The sequence below is a fragment of the Lentibacillus kimchii genome (assembly GCF_055381965.1).
This window is the reverse complement of sequence record NZ_AP043934.1, coordinates 492,955-511,526: the sequence shown is the minus strand read 5'-3', so window position 1 is coordinate 511,526 and position 18,572 is coordinate 492,955. Positions and strand designations below refer to the sequence as shown.

The 18,572-nt window shown below is 46.3% G+C and carries 19 protein-coding genes, 1 pseudogene and 1 riboswitch; of the genes and pseudogenes, 2 read left to right on the top strand and 18 right to left on the bottom strand.

Features of this window, described 5'->3' with window-relative positions; genetic code table 11:
* Window positions 1-6: 6 nt before the first annotated feature.
* From ACZ444_RS03090 to ACZ444_RS03065, 6 genes and pseudogenes are all read right to left on the bottom strand, one after another.
* Window positions 7-133: pseudogene (locus tag ACZ444_RS03090) on the bottom strand (cell wall hydrolase); the annotation flags it as partial.
* 144 nt (window positions 134-277) lie between these two features.
* Window positions 278-721, bottom strand: a complete 444-nt coding sequence (locus ACZ444_RS03085) for a hypothetical protein (RefSeq protein WP_382358776.1) — start codon at window positions 719-721, stop codon at window positions 278-280.
* 348 nt (window positions 722-1,069) lie between these two features.
* Window positions 1,070-1,462, bottom strand: a complete 393-nt coding sequence (locus ACZ444_RS03080; RefSeq protein WP_382358777.1) for a cupin domain-containing protein — start codon at window positions 1,460-1,462, stop codon at window positions 1,070-1,072.
* 30 nt (window positions 1,463-1,492) lie between these two features.
* Window positions 1,493-2,443, bottom strand: coding sequence for a carbamate kinase (arcC, locus tag ACZ444_RS03075; RefSeq protein ID WP_382358778.1), 951 nt, complete (start codon window positions 2,441-2,443; stop codon window positions 1,493-1,495).
* Between the two features lie 299 nt (window positions 2,444-2,742).
* The gene (rlmD, locus tag ACZ444_RS03070; protein ID WP_382358779.1) at window positions 2,743-4,242 is read right to left on the bottom strand and encodes a 23S rRNA (uracil(1939)-C(5))-methyltransferase RlmD; all 1,500 of its coding nucleotides are present in this window, start codon (window positions 4,240-4,242) and stop codon (window positions 2,743-2,745) included.
* Window positions 4,243-4,438: 196 nt separating this feature from the next.
* Window positions 4,439-4,864 carry an organic hydroperoxide resistance protein gene (locus ACZ444_RS03065; RefSeq protein WP_382358780.1) on the bottom strand — a complete coding sequence of 142 codons (426 nt, stop codon included), beginning with the start codon at window positions 4,862-4,864 and terminating at the stop codon, window positions 4,439-4,441.
* A 242-nt stretch (window positions 4,865-5,106) separates the two neighbouring features.
* On the opposite strand from ACZ444_RS03065, the gene ACZ444_RS03060 reads away from it, so the two are divergent.
* Window positions 5,107-5,874, top strand: a complete 768-nt coding sequence (locus ACZ444_RS03060; protein ID WP_382358781.1) for an SDR family NAD(P)-dependent oxidoreductase — start codon at window positions 5,107-5,109, stop codon at window positions 5,872-5,874.
* A 112-nt stretch (window positions 5,875-5,986) separates the two neighbouring features.
* On the opposite strand, the gene ACZ444_RS03055 is transcribed toward ACZ444_RS03060, so the two are convergent.
* Genes ACZ444_RS03055 through ACZ444_RS03030 form a run of 6 tightly spaced genes read right to left on the bottom strand, consistent with a single transcriptional unit; the run spans window position 5,987 to window position 12,903 of the window.
* Window positions 5,987-6,457 carry a glycosyl-4,4'-diaponeurosporenoate acyltransferase CrtO family protein gene (locus tag ACZ444_RS03055; RefSeq protein ID WP_382358782.1) on the bottom strand — a complete coding sequence of 157 codons (471 nt, stop codon included), beginning with the start codon at window positions 6,455-6,457 and terminating at the stop codon, window positions 5,987-5,989.
* A gap of 19 nt (window positions 6,458-6,476) precedes the next feature.
* Window positions 6,477-7,595: a glycosyltransferase family 2 protein gene (locus tag ACZ444_RS03050; RefSeq protein WP_382358783.1), complete on the bottom strand. Its 1,119-nt coding sequence runs from the start codon at window positions 7,593-7,595 to the stop codon at window positions 6,477-6,479.
* Window positions 7,596-7,619: 24 nt separating this feature from the next.
* Window positions 7,620-9,005: an aldehyde dehydrogenase family protein gene (locus ACZ444_RS03045; RefSeq protein ID WP_382358784.1), complete on the bottom strand. Its 1,386-nt coding sequence runs from the start codon at window positions 9,003-9,005 to the stop codon at window positions 7,620-7,622.
* Window positions 8,992-10,491, bottom strand: a complete 1,500-nt coding sequence (locus tag ACZ444_RS03040) for a phytoene desaturase family protein (protein ID WP_382358785.1) — start codon at window positions 10,489-10,491, stop codon at window positions 8,992-8,994. Before ACZ444_RS03040 ends, ACZ444_RS03045 begins: the two co-directional genes overlap by 14 nt.
* 19 nt (window positions 10,492-10,510) lie before the next feature.
* Window positions 10,511-11,371: a phytoene/squalene synthase family protein gene (locus ACZ444_RS03035; RefSeq protein ID WP_382358786.1), complete on the bottom strand. Its 861-nt coding sequence runs from the start codon at window positions 11,369-11,371 to the stop codon at window positions 10,511-10,513.
* 11 nt (window positions 11,372-11,382) lie between these two features.
* Window positions 11,383-12,903 carry a phytoene desaturase family protein gene (locus ACZ444_RS03030; RefSeq protein WP_382358787.1) on the bottom strand — a complete coding sequence of 507 codons (1,521 nt, stop codon included), beginning with the start codon at window positions 12,901-12,903 and terminating at the stop codon, window positions 11,383-11,385.
* Between the two features lie 176 nt (window positions 12,904-13,079).
* Between ACZ444_RS03030 and ACZ444_RS03025 the strand changes: the two genes are divergently transcribed.
* Window positions 13,080-13,964, top strand: a complete 885-nt coding sequence (locus tag ACZ444_RS03025; protein WP_382358788.1) for a MerR family transcriptional regulator — start codon at window positions 13,080-13,082, stop codon at window positions 13,962-13,964.
* A 102-nt stretch (window positions 13,965-14,066) separates the two neighbouring features.
* Here the strand turns inward: ACZ444_RS03025 and ACZ444_RS03020 are convergent, their stop codons facing one another.
* The 6 genes from ACZ444_RS03020 to ACZ444_RS02995 are packed head-to-tail and all read right to left on the bottom strand — an operon-like array spanning window position 14,067 to window position 18,359.
* Window positions 14,067-14,360 carry a PTS sugar transporter subunit IIB gene (locus tag ACZ444_RS03020; protein WP_382358789.1) on the bottom strand — a complete coding sequence of 98 codons (294 nt, stop codon included), beginning with the start codon at window positions 14,358-14,360 and terminating at the stop codon, window positions 14,067-14,069.
* A 12-nt stretch (window positions 14,361-14,372) separates the two neighbouring features.
* Entirely contained in the window at window positions 14,373-15,695 is a 1,323-nt protein-coding gene (locus ACZ444_RS03015) for a PTS galactitol transporter subunit IIC (protein WP_382358790.1), read from the bottom strand.
* A gap of 38 nt (window positions 15,696-15,733) precedes the next feature.
* Complete coding sequence (locus ACZ444_RS03010) at window positions 15,734-16,747, bottom strand: MoeB/ThiF family adenylyltransferase (RefSeq protein ID WP_382358791.1); 1,014 nt, start codon at window positions 16,745-16,747, stop codon at window positions 15,734-15,736.
* Window positions 16,747-17,511: a thiazole synthase gene (locus ACZ444_RS03005; RefSeq protein WP_382358792.1), complete on the bottom strand. Its 765-nt coding sequence runs from the start codon at window positions 17,509-17,511 to the stop codon at window positions 16,747-16,749. Before ACZ444_RS03005 ends, ACZ444_RS03010 begins: the two co-directional genes overlap by 1 nt.
* The gene (gene thiS / locus ACZ444_RS03000) at window positions 17,512-17,715 is read right to left on the bottom strand and encodes a sulfur carrier protein ThiS (protein WP_382358793.1); all 204 of its coding nucleotides are present in this window, start codon (window positions 17,713-17,715) and stop codon (window positions 17,512-17,514) included.
* Between the two features lie 41 nt (window positions 17,716-17,756).
* Window positions 17,757-18,359: a thiamine phosphate synthase gene (locus tag ACZ444_RS02995; RefSeq protein WP_382358794.1), complete on the bottom strand. Its 603-nt coding sequence runs from the start codon at window positions 18,357-18,359 to the stop codon at window positions 17,757-17,759.
* 95 nt (window positions 18,360-18,454) lie between these two features.
* Window positions 18,455-18,563, bottom strand: a riboswitch (TPP riboswitch).
* Window positions 18,564-18,572: the final 9 nt, after the last annotated feature.

The following is an 18,572-nucleotide window of genomic DNA, read 5'->3' as shown; positions in this document are numbered from 1 at the left end:
ACCTGGTCCGGCAAACGGCTGGCCGTACCATGTTTGCGGACAATCACCATAGGGGGTTGAAGTACCACAGTGAATATTTTGCCGGTTGGCGCCGCCAATACTTCAGATTTTTTCTCGCTAATCGTCTCTCAGCATCCCGTAGGTTCTCCGACGGCTTCCGCACGCATCATTCTGGCCATTAAGTCAACGTCTTTATCCTGGTATTTAATGAAAGCTATAAATTCACCTCCATAACATTTAATGAAGGTGTTTGCGCAAATAGATATGACTCCTTGGCCTATTCCTTCTGTCCTTCTGCTTGATCACGCAAGTTCTGTTTAAGCTCTTCAAATTCTTCCTCACTTAATTTATCTAAGGGATCCGGCCGGTACCAATGCAAAACTCCATTGAAAATCATGCCTCTGAATATTTCGCCTCCAATATTTAGTTTAAAATAATGGGAAACATGTGCTGGGCCTTTCATAACAGATTCAATTTCCACATCATCTGCATGCTGCAGTTTTTTGTCGCCCTCCAGCAATTGGTGAAGCTCCTTTTCAAGCCAATCCACCTGATCTTGATCAACATCCTGAATGGGGTGCGGATGCATCCATTGAATCTCGTTGTCCGTGTAATGGCCCCTATATTCTTTGCCATCCAGTAATATACTGAATTGCTGCCGTTCATGCGGCCGACCTTTAAAAATGGTCTTAACATCAAAATCTTTATTGTCTTTAACCAATATGAACACCTCACAATGTTGTTGTATGCTCAGCATTTATTGTGCACGGGATCTTACCTTCCATTCAAAACTGGCTTTACAAATGTTATTTTAAAATTATTAAAAATACGTTATAGTGGTAATAATTGCCTATACAAATGCTTTGGGGGTTATGAAGTGCTTTTAGCTCATATTCGAAACAGTGACTTTGCGGAGCAATCTGTGCAATCTCCCCAAGATCGCCACTCCCCTAATAAATGCGTCCGTTGATCACACTAAAATATGGTTCCGATCCTCATATTCTGAAGAAGATCGAAACCATTTTGCCAGGTACAGTCAGTCTTAGCCCTGTTTGCTCGTTTAATACCTTTACACGTTTCCCTCGTCGACCATGAATGATTTCATATCACTGTTTTTAACGTCTCCGTCAGATACAGGCAGAAATATACTTACCTGTTCTGTGGGTTCCGTATCAGCGTTGAAAACGGAATGCACAACGCCTTCAGGAACAATGAACGTATCACCATCCTGATAAGTCAGCCATTCGCCATTCTGCAGGCGTTTCACCTTGCCTTTAATAATATGAATAACTTCCGCTACATCATGATAATGCGGCAGGACGGCTCCACCTGTCTCGAGGTATTCCCGCATGACAGTACTGACATTAACGCCTAAGGCATCCGCGTCTTTGGAGCTCAGGATATTACGATGGTAGACATTGCGGTGTTCCTTGAATAAATGCCATGTTAATTGTTCTCCCACATTCACTGTCGTCCTTGTCAGTCATGAGGATCACTCCTTTTCTGAAGTTTTTACAATCGTTGTTCCGGTTTCACCCTGGATAGCATCCTTAGCCTTTTCCAGCGATGTAATAATTGATCTTCGTCCTTCTTTAGCGCTGACAAATTGTATAGCGGCCTGAACTTTAGGAAGCATGCTGCCCGGGGCAAACTGGTCTTCTTGAATTAGTTGTTCTGCCTCTGCACCAGTCAATTCGTCCAGATCCTGCTGGTCAGGTTCTCCATAATTGATCGCGATTTTTTCGACTGCGGTCAGAATGAATAAAAAGTCTGCATCGAGTTCATCAGCCAGGCACCTGCTGGCGGAATCCTTATCAATCACCGCATCAACGCCTGTCAGGGTATGACTCTCTTCTTCGACGACGGGGATGCCGCCACCGCCGGCTGCGATCACAATACGGCCCGTGTTGACCAGGTCGTTAATAATATCTTTTTCAACCACTTTTATCGGCGAAGGGGACGGAATGACCCGGCGATACCCTCGGCCGGCATCTTCTATATACGTGTCACCTGTTTCTTCCATTAACCTTTTCGCTTCATCTTTTGAATAAAATGATCCGATTGGCTTGGTTGGATTCTCAAATGCCTGATCATCCTTATCAACCGCCACTTGGCTCACAATGGTTGCCACCGATTTATCAATTCCGCGATTCAGCAGTTCTTCACGGATGGCATTCTGCAGGTGATAGCCTATATAGCCCTGACTCATGGCGCCGCATTCAGCAAAGGGCATGCTCGGCACCCCTGAATATTCCTGAGAGCCGTTTTCAAAGGCTAAATTAATAGCGCCAACTTGCGGGCCATTGCCATGGGAAATAATAACGTCGTGCCCTTCTTCAATTAAATCCACAATTGGTTTAGCGGATTCCTGTACTAATTGCATTTGCTCCTCGGGGGTATCGCCAAGAGCGTTTCCCCCAAGAGCAATGAGTATTTTACTCATGAACGCCATCCTTTCCATAAACGTTGTAGAAACGCTGCAGTCCTTTTTCAAAGCATGCCTTAGGCGCATGCTAATTGCTAGCGCTGCTCCCCCCCTTAAATGTTTCCGCTTGTGACTAAGAACAGACCCAGACAAAACGCGGAGAAAGCAATGGTTAAAGTGCATAGACCTCATGTACTTATAGAAGAAAGGATCTATTAACATCATCATATATGTGAATACTCTGATAAATATGAAATAAAAAAAGGGCCGCCATGATGGCAGCCCAGGATTGCCTTACCTATTATGCAGGCAATGCGTTATCGCTTACCTGCCTTCTCTTTTCGTACCAGTTTCGCCACAGCTTCGACATGATAGGTTTGCGGGAACATATCGACAGGCTGAATCGCTTCAACTGCATAGCCGTGCTTCGTTAAATACTTTAAGTCGCGCGCCTGCGTTTCAGGATTACAGGATACATATACCACCCGCTTGGGCTTCAGTTTGGCGATGCTGGACAGGAATGCTTCGTCACTCCCGCTCCGGGGCGGATCCATCAGCACAACATCAGCCTTTTCACCGCGCGAAGCCATTTGCACCATGAATTCGCCGGCGTCGCCCTGATAGAACCGGGCATTTTTCACACCATTGCGTTTGGAATTGCGAATAGCGTCACGCACCGCATCTTGATTTAATTCCACACCCATCACGCTGCCAGCTTTCTGACTGGCAATCAGACTGATGGTGCCAATGCCGGAGTACGCATCCACCACCGTTTCCTTGCCCGTCAGATTGGCCATTTCAATCGCCTTCGTATACAATTTTTCCGTCTGGGCCGGATTAATCTGATAGAACGACTTCGCGGATATTTCGAACGTCATGCCGCCAAGCGTATCGGTAATCGTCCCCTTGCCGAAAAGCACTTTTTCCTGATCACCCAAAACCGCGCTGGTGTTCCGCTTATTGATATTCAGCAGGAGCGTCGTGATTTCAGGATGGGCTTTGCGCAAGGCTGTTATAAAGTTATTCTTGCCTTTGAAGATAGGTGAGGCCGCTACCAGAACGACCATGATCTCACCGCTCGTCTGGCCGACCTTTATCAGCACATGCCTTAAAAAGCCCTGACCGGTATCTTCGTTGTACGGCTGCATTTTAAACGACTTCATCATGCCTTTAATGGTCTGCACGATTTCGTCTGCCTTCGGATCATGAATCAGGCACCGATCCATAGGGATGATCTGATGCGTATTCTGCGCATACAGCCCGCCAATCACCTGCCGATCTTTATTCCGGCCAATAGCCATTTGACTTTTGTTCCGGTAGTCATACGGATGGTCCATCGTCAAAATAGGTTCCGGCTTGCCGAACGGTTTCATGAGCGCATCGACCGTATTTTGCTTAAACTGCCCTTGCGCCTGGTTGCTCATATGCTGCAGCTGACATCCCCCGCATTGCTCATAATACGGACAGGGCGGCTCGACACGGTCTTCAGACTGATGGAGCACCCGCTTCAGCTCCGCATCACCAAACCTTCCCTTTTTGGAGACACGAACCTCAGCTGTCTCACCAGGCAGCAGGTGCGCGACCTCCAGCTGCTTGCCTTCCCATTCGACAAGTCCTTTCCCTTCATTGGTCAGACGCGAGCACGTTACTTTCGCCGTTGTGGCTTTCGGGCCGCCCTGGCGTGCATTTGGGGAGCTGTTTTTTGGATTGCCGCCTTTGGGTTTTCCTTTTGCCGGGCCCTGCTTTTTATTTGGTTTGCCAGATTGATGGTTTGATTGAGCGGGCTTTTTATCGTTACGGTTTTTTTGCTTGGACATAAGCATCTTCCTATCTCTGTTTCTTCTTGAACAACCTATTATAGACTACTTGGAGCGAACCGTAAAATGGAGATATGCAGTATGTAATAACTCTATATTTGGCACTTAATCGTTGCGTCATTTTTACAGATCCCGCGAATCACAAAAAAGGGACAAAGCCACTACGGCCTTGTCCCTCATTTAAGTATCATTTTCGTTAGTCCACTTTTTCTGTCTCCAGCGTCACGTCAATATTGCCTCTGGTTGCTTTGGAATACGGGCACGCCTGGTGCGCATCTTTGACCAGCTGCTGTGCTTCTTCTTCAGAATCAGCGCCTTTCATTTTGACATGAATAGTCGCTGCAATTTTAAAGCCGTCATCACTCGGATCTTTGCAAAAGCTTACGTCTGCAGTCGTTTCAGATTCAATCTTTTTCTTTTGCTGTGACGCGACAAGATTTAAGGCACCATCAAAGCAGGCAGAGTAGGCTGCTGCAAATAATTGCTCAGGATTAGAGCCCTTATCTTCCTTATTAGTGGCCGGATTGACTAAATCCAGATCGATCAGACCATCACTTGACTTAACGTGACCATCCCGGCCGTTTTGGGCTGTAGCGCTTGACGTAAAAATAACTTCACTCATAATAACGTCTCCTCCCTGACATGGGTTGTTTAATCTTCCTATACATTAATCTTCCCTATCACCGTGCAAGATAAACCGGAAACTTAGACTGTTCACCAGCAATTATAAAAGTTCACCGTCTGTGATCAGCTGTCCTGGCCGTATCTGCTTAAAACATGTATCCTATCATGATTTTTTCGCACCGCCATTATCATAACAGTCTATCAACCTATATATACTTATACTAAAGGGGGCTTTTTTAAATGGCGATCAACATGGCTGGCAAGGCTGGTTTAGTAACCGCAGCGGGGTCTGGTATTGGGCGAGAGAGCGCCCTGGCTTTTGCAAACGCAGGCGCTAAAGTCATGGTTTCCGATTTAAGTAAAGATACCGGTCAGGAAACTGTCAGATTAATTAAGGAAAATGGCGGAGAAGCAGTTTTCTTCAAATGTGATGTGACCGATGAAGATCAGGTGAAAGCACTGGTTGATGAGACTGTTTCAGCATTTGGTACCTTGGATTTCGCTCATAACAACGCTGGATTCAGTTTCTCGCAGAATAAAATTGGTGATACCGATTCAGATAACTGGGAGAAAACGGTTAAGGTTACCTTATATGGCGCCTTTTATGGCATGAAACATGAAGTGAACGCGATGGTGAAGACGGGCGGTGGCGCTATTGTTAATACGGCATCGAGCGCCGGAGTCGAGGGCGTTATGAATATGACACCCTATTCCGCAGCGAAATTTGGTGTGGTCGGCCTGACAAAATCTGTCGCCCTGGAATATGGTAGGCAAGGTGTTCGCGTGAATGCCTTTGCACCGGGATCAACGCTGACACCTGCCTTGAAAGGCTGGGCTGATAGTGCGCCGGAGCAATATGAAGCGATCCTGGAATCGATCCCTTCAGGTGACATGGCAGATCCTCAAGATCAAGCGAACGCCGCACTGTTCTTATGTTCGGATATAGCACCACAAGTTAATGGCGTCGTATTGCCAGTTGACGGAGGCTTTACAGCCGGTAAAATCTAATCATACGAAATGCTTCAAGGCTGCCGGTAAATCTCGACAGCCTTTTAATTTTATGACACTTTTAGGTCCTGGTTCCAGCGTCCTTACTCATGCTGCTTAGCGTATGACCAGATCAACGCGCTAAAATCACCTTAATACGTGCGCGGTTATAACGCTGGATCAGAATAAATGGGACATTTGCGAGAAGAGCGTAGCCGATCATCACCCAGCCGGCCCAGACAGGATTCCAGAGGAAAAAGACAGGCGCAGGCACAATCAGCAGCCAGTGTGTCAGCTCGGCACGCTTGGTTTCCGCAGCAAACCGCGTCAGTGCATCCCTGGTTGTGCCATGCAAGTACCGTTTATTATAACTTTGTTTCACAATGGAAGACCCTTCAATCAGCAAGTCCTTCCACCTTTTGACTGAAACTAATTGATTCCAGAGCGCCCCATCCCTTTCCCATGACGCAATGCGAAACCAGCGCCCATCCTTCTCAAAAAAAGAAACGGGCATCTTCAGGCAGAGATACGATATGGCATAGTGACAAATGCCCCAGGCTATAATATCCGAAACCACTATCCAGAGAGCAGTCGCGACTGTCATATCAGATGCCGCTCCTTTCTCACAGTTTGATTCTGCGTCCTTTCCACGTGACAGTCCGTAAAACATGCGTACGATAAAATGAATAAACAAACAGAACAGTGAAAAATAAAAACAAAGCGGGAAAGAACAAACATATCCACCAGTTAAAATCGCCCGCACGCCTTGCTAAACATAAGACATGAGCTGCGTACAACAGGTAACATACAGCGCTTATGCCGGCCCATACCGGGGCTCCAGCGGCCAAAGCAACGATAGGAAAAGCAGTGGCCAAAAAGGCGCCGCTCATCCACAGGCTAATCAGCACCATGACGATCCAATGCGTTGATTGCGAAGCGACAGCAAGATTTTTGGTCCATCCTTCGACGAGCTGTTTCATACCCTCCGGATACATGCGAAAGGCAATCATCCCTTTACCGGCATAATTGCGCACCGGCAGCTGATGATACCTAAAGACATCACTCAAAGCATAGTCATCCATAATCGATTCGGCCGCAGCTTCGTGCCCGCCTGTTAATTGATAGCTGGTCTTATCACATAAAATACAGGGACCAAACGAACCGGCCGTTTTAAATCTGTCCTGCCAGAATGTAAAGACATTAACCCCTGTCAGAACGATAATATTAAAAACAGCCGATAGATTCTCATACAGCTTAGTGATATGATGATAGGGCTGGATCGATAACAGCCCCTGCTCATTCTGTTTCTGATATGCCGTCACTATATGAAGCAGACTATGCTGACCGAGCAATTGAACATCCGCATCCAAAAACATCAGCCAGTCTCCCTGGGCGCAGTCTGCACCATAAGCACAAGCAGCCGATTTCCCTGGAGCCATGTGACTGACGCCTTTATTTTGAATGACTTTTGCCCCATAGGCTTCAGCAACAGCTGCCGTATCATCATCTGATGCATCATCAATAACCAGTATTTCGTAAGCCTGGAGTGATTGGTTTGTCAGGGATTGGAGCAAATCAGGCAATCGCTTGGCTTCATTTCGCGCCGGAACAATAATTGACAGATAAGGCAGCTGCCCCGTTTGGCTGCCAGGCTGAGGTGTCCGGAACGACCACAACATCAGTGTCCCGCCCGTCAAACCTGCCAGCACAAACAAAAGTGCCGTTAAAAACAACATGTTCATCAAACCCGCCCCCTCTTCAAACCATTAAAACAGCCATTTCCTGAATCGCTTAATCAAACCTAAGTTTTGCGTCGGCGCTCCGGGGTATTTTTGTGACAGATGCTTATAATGATAGGCCCGGTAATAGGTCTGTTCAAAGCTGCACTCAGCGAATCCCGCTTTACCGTGAGAGACACCGAACCCGCTCCTGCCGATGCCTCCAAATGGAACATGCGGATTAGCGGCGTGATGAATCACTTGATTAACCGATACGGTCGACTTCATTTCCTGCTGGGCTAATTGAATTGTCCGGTCATCTGTGCTGAATACATACGCCACAAGCCCGTCTTTCTGGAGTTCCGTTCCTTTTACCAGCGATTCTAAATCTGTATAAGGTATAACAGGTAAAATTGGGCCAAAAATCTCCTCACTTCTCACAGCGGCATCACGCGGCAAGTCCGTTAAAATCGTTGGTGTCAGCAGTAACTGATCACGATCGACTTCTCCGCCATAATAGATCGTTCCTTCCGTTAAGCAGTCACGTAACCGGTCCAAATGACGCGTATGAATAAGGCGGCCATAGTCGGGACTGGACCCAGCCTGATGTCCGTAAAAATCAATTATCACTTTTTTCAGCAGCGCAAGCGTTTGATCATACAGTGATTCAGGAACAAATAGTGTATCCGGGGCAATACATGTCTGCCCCGCGTTCAGGAATTTCCCCCAGACAATCTCCTGAATCGCTTGCTCCGAGAAACCTGTCTCATCCATCACACACGGGTTCTTCCCGCCCAGTTCCAACACAACAGGGGTCAACTGCTCAGCCGCCTGGCGATACACCTTTTGGCCAGTCGTCTGACCGCCGGTGAAAAAAATTAAATCAAACTGGAGCGCGATTAATGCCTGAGCCATACTAGCATCACCGGTCACAGCCAGCACCTGACTGGGGGAAAAATAATCAGCAATGGCCTCTGTCAAGGCAGCACTTGTCTGCGGCGCCAGTTCTGACGGCTTAATCACACACGCATTGCCCGCAGCTAAGGCACTGACAACAGGCATTAAGGCCAGCTGCAATGGGTAATTCCATGGACTTAAAACTAACACTGTGCCATAGGGCTGTCTAACTGATTCAATTTTTTCAATAAACCCTAGTTTGACATGGTAAGAACGATCGGGCTTTAACCATCGTTTTAAATGGGCCAGCACATAATCGATTTCATTTAATACAACGGCCAGCTCTGATGTATAGGCTTCAACCGCTGACTTATGCAGATCAGCCTGCAAGCTTTGCAGAAAGACATCTTCTTGTTCTATAAGCATTTGCTTCAGCCGTTTAAGAAGCTGCTCACGTTTGGCCAGACTGAGGTGGCGGTCTTCGGCCAAGCGGTCATCCAGCAATGCCTGCACACGGCTGATGTCAGGACGCGTCATGATTCTGGTCCCGTTTCACAATCATATCCTTCACTTGCTGACCGCTTAACGTCACCATAGGCATCCCGCCACCGGGATTAACCGTTCCGCCAACAAAATACAAGTTATCATAACGCTCACTTTGCTTAGGATGTTTAAAACCACTATTTTGCTTGCGGTCTGACAGAGTCCCATAAATCGAACCCCGATCTGAAAGATACACCCGTTCAATGTCCTCAGGTGTCCACATGTCCTGTGTCACAATGTTTTGCCGCAAATCCGTCAAACCCATCTTTTCCAGCTTGATCAGCACGCGGTTGGCAAAGGCTGCATAGTCCTGTTCTGAGAATGGTTTAGTCTGTTTATATGGGATATGCGGCAGAATCTTTAAGTTTTCATAGCCTTCGGGGGCCTGAGCCGGATCCGTTTTAGTCACATTCACTAGATAAATAACAGGATCATCCGGCAATTCATGGCGATGAAAGATACTATTCATCTGTTTTTTCATATTTTTTGAAAAGAAAAAGTTATGATGATGCAACTGCGGATAGCGTTTGCTCACACCTAAATGCAGGACAAGACCTGAACTGGATGGTTCAAATGTCTTCTTCAGCTTTTTCGCAGGCTTCTTTTCCTGCAGTAATTGTTCGTAAGCCGGGATCACTTCCATATTCGAGACATAATAATCCGCTGTCAGGCGTGTCCCGTCTTCTAACAAGGCTCCGGTTATCGTGCCTTTTTTCTTTTCCAGCTGGCAAACTCGCTGACCTGTATGACACTCAACACCAAGTTCTTCCGCCAGATTCACAAGGCCTTCTGCCAAATGATGCATACCGCCCAGCACATACCAGACGCCCTGGGCATGCTGCATATAAATCAGCATGTTCAGAATAGCCGGCGCATCATAGGGCGATGAGCCCACATACTTCACAAAATAGCTGAGCATATCACGAAATTGCGGATTGCTGATGCGTTTATCAATCCCCTGAAACATAGTCGACGTCAAATCAAAATTCTTAATCGAACGCAGCACACCATGAAATTGCAGCACATCTTTGGTACGATCAAACCCCTGCTTAAAATAACCCTGTTCCGTTGTTTCATAGAGTTTTTTCGAGTAATTTAACAGTTTTTGATACTGTCTGATATCACGCTTCTTAAGCGATGGATTATGCTCTTTCATTTTCTGTAAATGCTGATAGAGATCAATCACATGACCATCAGGGAAAAACGACCGCCATTGATGCTCCAAACGGACAAGCGGCACGTAATCGCTCATCCTTCTGCCGCTCTCTGTAAACAGCCGCTCAAAGATGTGTGGCATCGTCAGGATGGACGGGCCTAAATCAAATCCAAATCCATCCTGCTCCAACCGGTTTAACTTCCCGCCAAGGTGACTGTTTTTTTCATATAACGCGACTTTATAACCCTGCTGGGCCAACGATATAGCCGCTGATAAACCGCCAAGTCCGCCGCCGATTACTACTACGTTTTTGTCCGATCTCATGGTTAAAACACCTTTCGTTTTAAGAACAATTATTCATACCCGCTGTCATCTGCGCTATTTGTTGCGTATCCACATAATTTCGCCGTGATAAACAGTTGTGACCATTTTCCCTGACCACATCTAATATCCCGCGATACATTTGAGCCGACAGGTAGACAGGAAACTGGCTATCGGCATCAAACTGATTAATCTGCTGCAAAAAACGGTCATATAACTGTTCGGCACGCGCCGCGAGACGTTCCCACAATTGAACAAACGCTTGATTAATCAGACCTGTTTCCAACTGATACGGCGTATACGCAAAACGCTGCATTTCCCGCTGCGGCAAATAAATACGATCCTTTTCATAAAAATCTTCCCCAACGTCACGTAAAATATTGGTCAGCTGCATCGCAACACCCAGATCGATCGCCGGCTGCCTCACCCCATCACCCGATCCTGAAGCAAGGACAGGCAGCAGCATTAAGCCAACCGAACCCGCAACATAATAACTGTAATGCTCCAGTTCAGGTAATGTTTGCGGCGGTGTAAAACCAATATCCATCGCCTGGCCGGTCAACTGATCATAGAAGGGCTGGACCTGCATATCATAATGGTCAAAAACATACCTGAGAGCACGCCAAAGCGGATGATCAATCTCCTCATGAGCAGCGAATAAATCCAGCTCATACCTCAAACGCTGCAAAGCCAAACGCCTGTCATGCTCGGTGTCATTATCATCCACACAGTCATCCGCTTTACGGCAAAAAGCATAAATCGCATAGACTGCATTTGCCTTAGCCTCGGGCAGTTCAAGAAAAGCATTATAAAAACTTTTCGACTGCCGTTTAATCACCGCTTCACAGTATAAAAAGTCCGATTCCACTTGTTTCGTATTCATCGCCAATCCCCCTAGGATCCATAATCAAACATAAGACCTTGATCGTCATACAGTAATTCCTGTACAGCAATCCGCGCTGACAATAAGACAATCGGAACCCCAGCTCCCGGGTGGGTGCTGCTGCCTGTAAAATACAGATTCTCGCAATGCGTCGCTTTACTTTGCGGACGCAGATGATTACTCTGCGACAGCGTCGGCTGCAGGCCAAAAGCAGCACCATTGTACGCATTGAATTTGGATTCAAAATCCTTTGGCGTCATATAAGTCTCCGTCACAATCTCCTCGTCGACATTTTCAAAGCCCTTAATGGTCTTTAACGACTCCAGAATATAACGGCGGTAATCCTGAATGGTCTCCTCATCCCACGCATACTTAGCGGTCGATAAGTCTGACACAGGCATTAAAATATAGAGACCATCTTTTCCTTCCGGGGCCATCGAAGCATCTGCCTTCGATCCGATATAAACATAGAATGAAGCAGATTCCAGCTTGTTCCCCTCGAAAATATCATGTAAATTTTTATCCAGATCGTCGTTAAAAACAAAATGGTGCACCTGATCCACCTCATCGTATTTCCGGTCCATACCGAGATACAGCAAAAAACAGGAGCAGGAATACTTCATGCGGTCGATTTTTTTATCCGTATATTTTCCTTTAGCCTTGCTGTCCTGAACAAGATGCTTCATCGCAAAAGGAAAATCAGCGTTACACATCACAAAGTCGGCGCTTTCCTTGCGGCCATCGACATAAATGCCATCTGCTCTGCCATTCTCAATCGAAATTTCCTCAACTTGCGCGTTGTAATGAATCTCACCGCCGAGTTCACGAAACAGTCGTTCCATCGCCGTGGCCATCGTGTGCATACCGCCCTTAATAAACCAAACCCCGTAGAGAAATTCGATCATCGGAATCATCGAATAGAGCGAGGGACCGTTATACGGCGACACCCCTATGTAGAGGGTTTGAAAACTAATCATCTGCTTCAGCCGTTCATCCTGAATATAGCGACTGAGAAAGTGATCCGCGTTGTCCAGCGTTTTCAGCTTCATGGCTTGCTTCAGCATAAACGGATTAAAAAAATCTCTCGAACGGCGAAATGGCCGCTGTATAAAATAGTTTTTGGCAACCGTGAAGCGTTTATAGATTTCCTGCAAGTATGCAAGAAAGCCTTCCGCGTCTTCTTCACTGATAGATTCAATCGTTGCCATCAAATCTGTTAAATCAGATGAAATAGCCATAGACGGCGTACCATCCTGAAAATGAACCCTGTACATTGGATCGAGTTTTTCCATCGGAATATAGTCATCCGGGTCACGACCGCACAATTTAAAAATTTTCCTGTACAACTCAGGCATCATCACAATCGTCGGCCCCAAATCAAATTGATAGCCATCCTGTTCGATCCGATGCATTTTCCCGCCAGGCATGCTTTCTTTTTCATAGACGTCGACCTGATAACCCGCGTGCTGCAGGCGAATAGCACTGGCCAGGCCAGCCACACCCGCTCCAATAACATTAACTTGTTTACGCATTTATAGAACCCCTCTGTCAGCATATGGTGTCTCTTGCTTTACTTAACATTATACAGTATAATTATAAATTGTATAGTGTTTGACCTTAATTTTTGCTGAAAAGTTGTTTTATCTATGTCATTTGTATAATGTTATGGTAATATAGTTGTACATACTTAAAAGGGTGACAATCAATTATGGAGGATTTTCAGGACCAGTCTTATTATATTAAGGATATCGCAGACATCACTGGCCTTTCTGAACAGCTTATACGTAAATGGGAAAATCGCTATGCCATTATCCACCCGAAAAGATTAGACAATGGCTACCGGGTATACACCGAAGCGGATCTGCGGGTTTTACAATATGTTAAAGCTCTGCGGGATCAAGGCAAATCAATGAAGGATGCCCTAAAAATCATGGCTGTCGATCACAAAACAGCTAGGCAGCAGGATGAAACGCCTCAAGCCGAAAAAAGCCCCTGCGTCAGCAAATTAATTAGACGCGGAGCGATTTATGACGAAGAAGGCTTAATGACATTACTGACACGCGCCAATCATCAATACGGTCTTGATTTATTTTTGCAAAACACTGTACAGCCTTTTTTAAAAGAAGTTGGCGAATTATGGCAAAAAGGCATCTGGGACGAGAGCCAGGAGACCGTTTCCAGTCTGGTGGTGAAAGATTTCTTAACACAGATCAGCCGCAACTTTGCTAACAGTTCTCAGAGCCCTCATGTCCTTGGATTTTGCCTGCCGAATGAAACGCATGAAATCCCTTTGCAAATGTTATTATTGCAGCTTGAAATACGAGGGTGGCGGACAACACGGATTGGCGCATCACCAAAATTCTCAGCCATCGAGCAGCTGATCAGGCACATCCAGCCAAAGATCGTGTTACTGTCAGCCGCAACAACGATACCATTTAAAAGCGATCAGCATCTCTTCGAAAACTTAGATCACATAGCAAGGAGATACCCGCATATATCATTCTATATAGGCGGTCATGGCGTCTGGGATTATACAGAAATCGTCAAACCCCGCTATATGCAGGTAGCTTATTCTATAGACGATATCCGATAAACAACAGAAGCATCCGATCATACTCACCTGATGACCCGGTCTCCCTGCCAAAGCAGCTCTGACGTTTCGTAAACTTCGCCCTGAAAAATGTAAATACACTGGCTAAGCAGCTTCTATTTGCAAACGTTCTTTAATCTTTTCATAAACATCGTCTGATCCGATACCAGTCAGAAGTGGCACGCCATCAATAACTTCTGATTGGATATGTTTCGGAACAATCGTTGTGGCAATTAGCGCATCATACTGGTCCCAATTTTGATTGACATCACTCACTTTTCCCTGGTGAAGCTCAACGTCATCTGCAAAGTCTTTTCCACTGAGCCAGTCTTTTAGTTTTTCCATAACAACAGTTGATGTTGCGACACCAGTACCACAAATAATAAGCATCTTTTTCATAATCACCCTCCCCTATTTTTTTATTTTATTCACATACAGTAAACCGCCAAAAGCAAACAGTCCAATGAGGCCAATGCCGTACCAGTTCAAGAGTTTCCCTAACCCTGCAAAAATACCTGTCGTCCAGACAGCACCATCTACCAGGGACGAAATACGTGTATAGCCTTCCATATCAAAATCAGCCGCCATAGCCATATCAGTCAATAATGGCGTGATCCAAGTTGCGATATATAAACCCACGCCTATATAGATCGTCGCTGCCAGAAGTGTTCTGATGATGTTCCCTCTGAAAACCGGTACCATCAGACAGATGAGAAATGGCAGTGTTGCCAAATCGCCAAATGGGAGAACTGTATTGCCAGGCAGGACGACAGCTAATAGCAGTGTGATCGGAACCATAAGCAGTGAAGCTGATAAAACAGCCGGGTGCCCGACAGTCAGGGCGCTATCCATACCAATGTATAAATCACGGCCCGGAAAACGCCGCTTAATCATATCGCTTGCGGCTTGGGAAATCGGATTGAGTCCTTCCATTAACAGCGAAACCATTTTCGGCATCAGCACTAATACCGCTCCTGTTTTGACGGCCAGCTGCATCGTATCCGTTACGTTATAGCCAGCCAGCAGCCCGATAATCAAACCAAGTACTGTGCCGAGCACCATCGAGTCGCCTAAAAATCCGAAACGTTTCTGGATCGCTTCCGGACTGGCTTCAAGCTTATTTAAACCTGGGATTCTGTCAAACACAGCATCAAGAGGCTTTGCCAGGAAATACGAAGGAGCTGAGGCCGCATGGGGGAACGTGATCTGCTTATAGCCAAAATAATTTTCAATCTCCGGAGCCAGCAAATCGGCCAGCAGGAAAATAACCAGCACATGCACCGCAATCGTAAACAAACCTAGAGCAAAATCATTCGTCATGGCGTAAACAAGTGAGCCGGTGAACGCCACATGCCAATAGTTCCATACATCAATATTCAGCGTTTTCGTCAAACCAAACAGCAGCAGGATAAAATTAATCCCAAGAGCTATCGGAATAGCAAGACTTCCCAACGCTGTTCCATAGGAAATCGCTGAGGTAGCCGGCCAGCCTATATCAATGGTGTGCAAATCAAAATTAAAACGATTAACCATCGCTTCAGCTGCCGGTCCCAAACTGGACGTCAATAAATCAATGACCAGATTCAAGCCAACAAATCCGATGCCGACTGTCATCCCTGCGTAGAACGCATTTTTCAGTTTGGTTCCTAATAAAAGAGCAAATAAAAATATAATAATGGGTAGCATGACACTGGCTCCCAGATCAACAAACCACTGTAAGGCTTGCAAAGACACCCCCCTTTTCAGCGAAGCCGCTCCCTTTCAAATACTGATCAGGCAAAATATTGATGATAAAGCGACCTCGCCTCTGTTGCATCGTTTGTTCCATGCACGAGCACGCGTCCATCTTTGAACATAATCATCCGGTTCTGATCGGTACGAAACTGCAATAAAAACGAATTTTGGTTAACGTCACCGAGATTGGACAGATGCTTAGCGATGTCTTCCAGATTGCGTGTTTCTTTCGATGCCGGCCGAATTTGAACAGTGTCCCGGCCGCAAAGCACTTCCGTCTTCGTCTGGCTTTGACTCAGAAATGGATAGATGGGTTCTGTGCTACATGAGGGACAATCAACGAATTTAAGTTTATCGACATTGACCGATGAATGATCATTGGACCAAATATCAAATGAAATAAGTTCACGGCGCAAGTCAGACCAATTCTCTGTCAAAATCTTAAGAGCTTCAGCCGTTTGATAAGCAACAACCATTTGGACGACTGGACTGATCACACCCCCTGTGTCACAAGTCAATCCGCCTACTGGCATGCCCTGCAGCAAGCAATTTAAACAAGGCGAGCTCTGCGGCAGAATGGTATAACTAATCCCGTAACTGGCTACAATGGATCCATAAATCCAGGGAACGCTATATTTCTGCGCAGCATCATTGATAATCATGCGGATTTCAAAATTATCTGTTGCATCCATAATCAGGTCAGTATCTGGTGCGAATTGCTCCATCTCAGTCGGCGTTACATCCGCGATATGCGCTTCGATCGTTACGTCACGATTAATCGCCTGCAACCGTCTCTGAGCTGAAATGGCTTTAGGCATCTGCTGTTCGGCATCCTGTTCCGTGTACAGCTGCTGGCGCTGCAGATTGCTCCATTCAACATAATCACGGTCCACAATGGTAATCTTGCCAACGCCGGAACGGACTAATATTTCCGAATTGCCCGTTCCGAGTGCGCCGGCGCCTATCACAAGAACGTGTTTATTCTGCAGCATTTGCTGGCCATCTTCGCCAATTCCCCGAAATAGAATCTGCCGAGAATAACGTTCATTCATCAGACACTCATCCCCTCTGCCGGACTGCTGGCAGCAGCGTAGCGTTTTTTCGGGATGCGTCCAGCTTCATAGCCCAATTGGCCTGCTTGGACAGCAAGTTTCATCGCCTCAGCCATTTTCACGGGTTTTGACGCTTTCGCTACAGCAGAATTTAACAGAACGCCATCTGCCCCAAGTTCCATCGCTGTGACGACATCTTTAGGAGAACCGATTCCCGCATCTACAATGACCGGCACCGTTAAAAGTTCCGTTATCAAACTCAGATTAAGTTCATTCAGAATCCCTTGCCCGGATCCAATCGGCGAAGCACCAGGCATAACAGCATGAGCTCCTATTTCTTCAAGCCGCTGTGCCAGCACAACATCGTCAGACGTGTACGGCAGGACCGTGTAGCCTTCTTGAACCAGTTCCTCTGTTGCCTTTAACGTTTCCGTCGGATCAGGGAGCAATGTCTTGTCATCACCGATTACTTCCACTTTAATCATGTCACACAACCCTGAGGCGTTAGCCAGTTTAGCCGTGCGGACGGCTTCTTCAGCCGTCTTAGCACCTGCTGTATTGGGCAGCAAGCTATACTTCTCTACATCTAGTTTCTCCAGAAAATTCGGCTGTGACGGTTCGAATATATTCATCCGCCTGACCGAAAAAGTCAGGATATCCGCTTCTGATACATCAACAGCCTGTTTTTGTGTGTCAAAGTCGGGATATTTACCCGTCCCGAGAAATAACCGGGAATTAAATGTTTTATTACCTATCGTTAACATTTAGCCACCTCCTACAAATTGGACCAGTTCAATTTTGTCACCACTGCGAACTTCTTGCTTTTCATGCCTATCCTTATTCAAAATATCACCATTGTACTCCACAATAACGACGGTACTGCTAATATGAAAATACTGTTTCACATCCGAGACTGTCTTCACTGTCTCAGGCATATCAGTCATGTTGCCATTAATATTAAGCTGCATGTTATCACCCCCCTTTAAATGATTAAGCAAGCTTAAGGGTATCAGCCAGCTGTTAAAGCCTTTTTATAGCGCTGGACAGCATCGACGGGATTATCCGCCAGCAAAATACCGGACAGAACAGCAACGCCCGAAGCACCCGTGTCAAGAACATCGTGTACATTTTCCGGTGCTATCCCGCCAATTGCTATAACTGGAACTGACGCGCTCCGGACTGCATGCCGCAGATTTTCAAGTCCTCGTGGTTCCATACCCGGTTTTGACCCGCTCGCAAAAACATGACCATACAGTACATAATCAGCACCGTTAGCCTCGGCTTTCACAGCTTCCTGAACCGAATGAACGGAACACCCGATACGCCAATGTATATTAAGATGTCGGGCATTGGCAGCGTCCATACTCTCGTAAGTCAGCTGCACACCCCCTGTCATTTTCTCGTAAGCAGTGTCTGCATCTGTATTAACGATCACTTTGCTGCGCGGAATACCGGCTTCAGCAAGGTCATCAATCGCCTGCTTCAACTGTTCAGATGTCCATGTTTTTTCGCGTAAATGAAGCCAGTCAATATAGGTGTGAATGTCCCTGATAATCGACGTCAATTCTTCTAGTGATTGTTTGCCTGTGGAAATAACATGAAGCTCTGACATAAATGCCCCCTCTCACACACCAGCCGAACGCAAAAAACCACTTCCCAGCATGGAAAGTGGTTTCGTTTATATCGCAAATCATTAAGAGACTTGCAATGTTCACCTTGCCACTTCCCTACGCCGGCGTTAACCGTCTCAAGTTCAAAGGGTCTCAGAGTCAGTACTCTGATCTCAGCTTTTTAAAAAGCTCCCCTAGTGGGATTATTAAGATAT

Coding starts and splice junctions, on each gene's coding strand:
- arcC (WP_382358778.1), bottom strand. CDS start 2,443: ATGAGTAAAATACTCATTGCTCTTGGGGGAAACGCTCTTGGCGATACC.
- rlmD (WP_382358779.1), bottom strand. CDS start 4,242: ATGTCCAAGCAAAAAAACCGTAACGATAAAAAGCCCGCTCAATCAAAC.
- ACZ444_RS03065 (WP_382358780.1), bottom strand. CDS start 4,864: ATGAGTGAAGTTATTTTTACGTCAAGCGCTACAGCCCAAAACGGCCGG.
- ACZ444_RS03060 (WP_382358781.1), top strand. CDS start 5,107: ATGGCGATCAACATGGCTGGCAAGGCTGGTTTAGTAACCGCAGCGGGG.
- ACZ444_RS03055 (WP_382358782.1), bottom strand. CDS start 6,457: ATGACAGTCGCGACTGCTCTCTGGATAGTGGTTTCGGATATTATAGCC.
- ACZ444_RS03050 (WP_382358783.1), bottom strand. CDS start 7,595: ATGAACATGTTGTTTTTAACGGCACTTTTGTTTGTGCTGGCAGGTTTG.
- ACZ444_RS03045 (WP_382358784.1), bottom strand. CDS start 9,005: ATGACGCGTCCTGACATCAGCCGTGTGCAGGCATTGCTGGATGACCGC.
- ACZ444_RS03040 (WP_382358785.1), bottom strand. CDS start 10,491: ATGAGATCGGACAAAAACGTAGTAGTAATCGGCGGCGGACTTGGCGGT.
- ACZ444_RS03035 (WP_382358786.1), bottom strand. CDS start 11,371: ATGAATACGAAACAAGTGGAATCGGACTTTTTATACTGTGAAGCGGTG.
- ACZ444_RS03030 (WP_382358787.1), bottom strand. CDS start 12,903: ATGCGTAAACAAGTTAATGTTATTGGAGCGGGTGTGGCTGGCCTGGCC.
- ACZ444_RS03025 (WP_382358788.1), top strand. CDS start 13,080: ATGGAGGATTTTCAGGACCAGTCTTATTATATTAAGGATATCGCAGAC.
- ACZ444_RS03020 (WP_382358789.1), bottom strand. CDS start 14,360: ATGAAAAAGATGCTTATTATTTGTGGTACTGGTGTCGCAACATCAACT.
- ACZ444_RS03010 (WP_382358791.1), bottom strand. CDS start 16,747: ATGAATGAACGTTATTCTCGGCAGATTCTATTTCGGGGAATTGGCGAA.
- ACZ444_RS03005 (WP_382358792.1), bottom strand. CDS start 17,511: ATGTTAACGATAGGTAATAAAACATTTAATTCCCGGTTATTTCTCGGG.
- thiS (WP_382358793.1), bottom strand. CDS start 17,715: ATGCAGCTTAATATTAATGGCAACATGACTGATATGCCTGAGACAGTG.
- ACZ444_RS02995 (WP_382358794.1), bottom strand. CDS start 18,359: ATGTCAGAGCTTCATGTTATTTCCACAGGCAAACAATCACTAGAAGAA.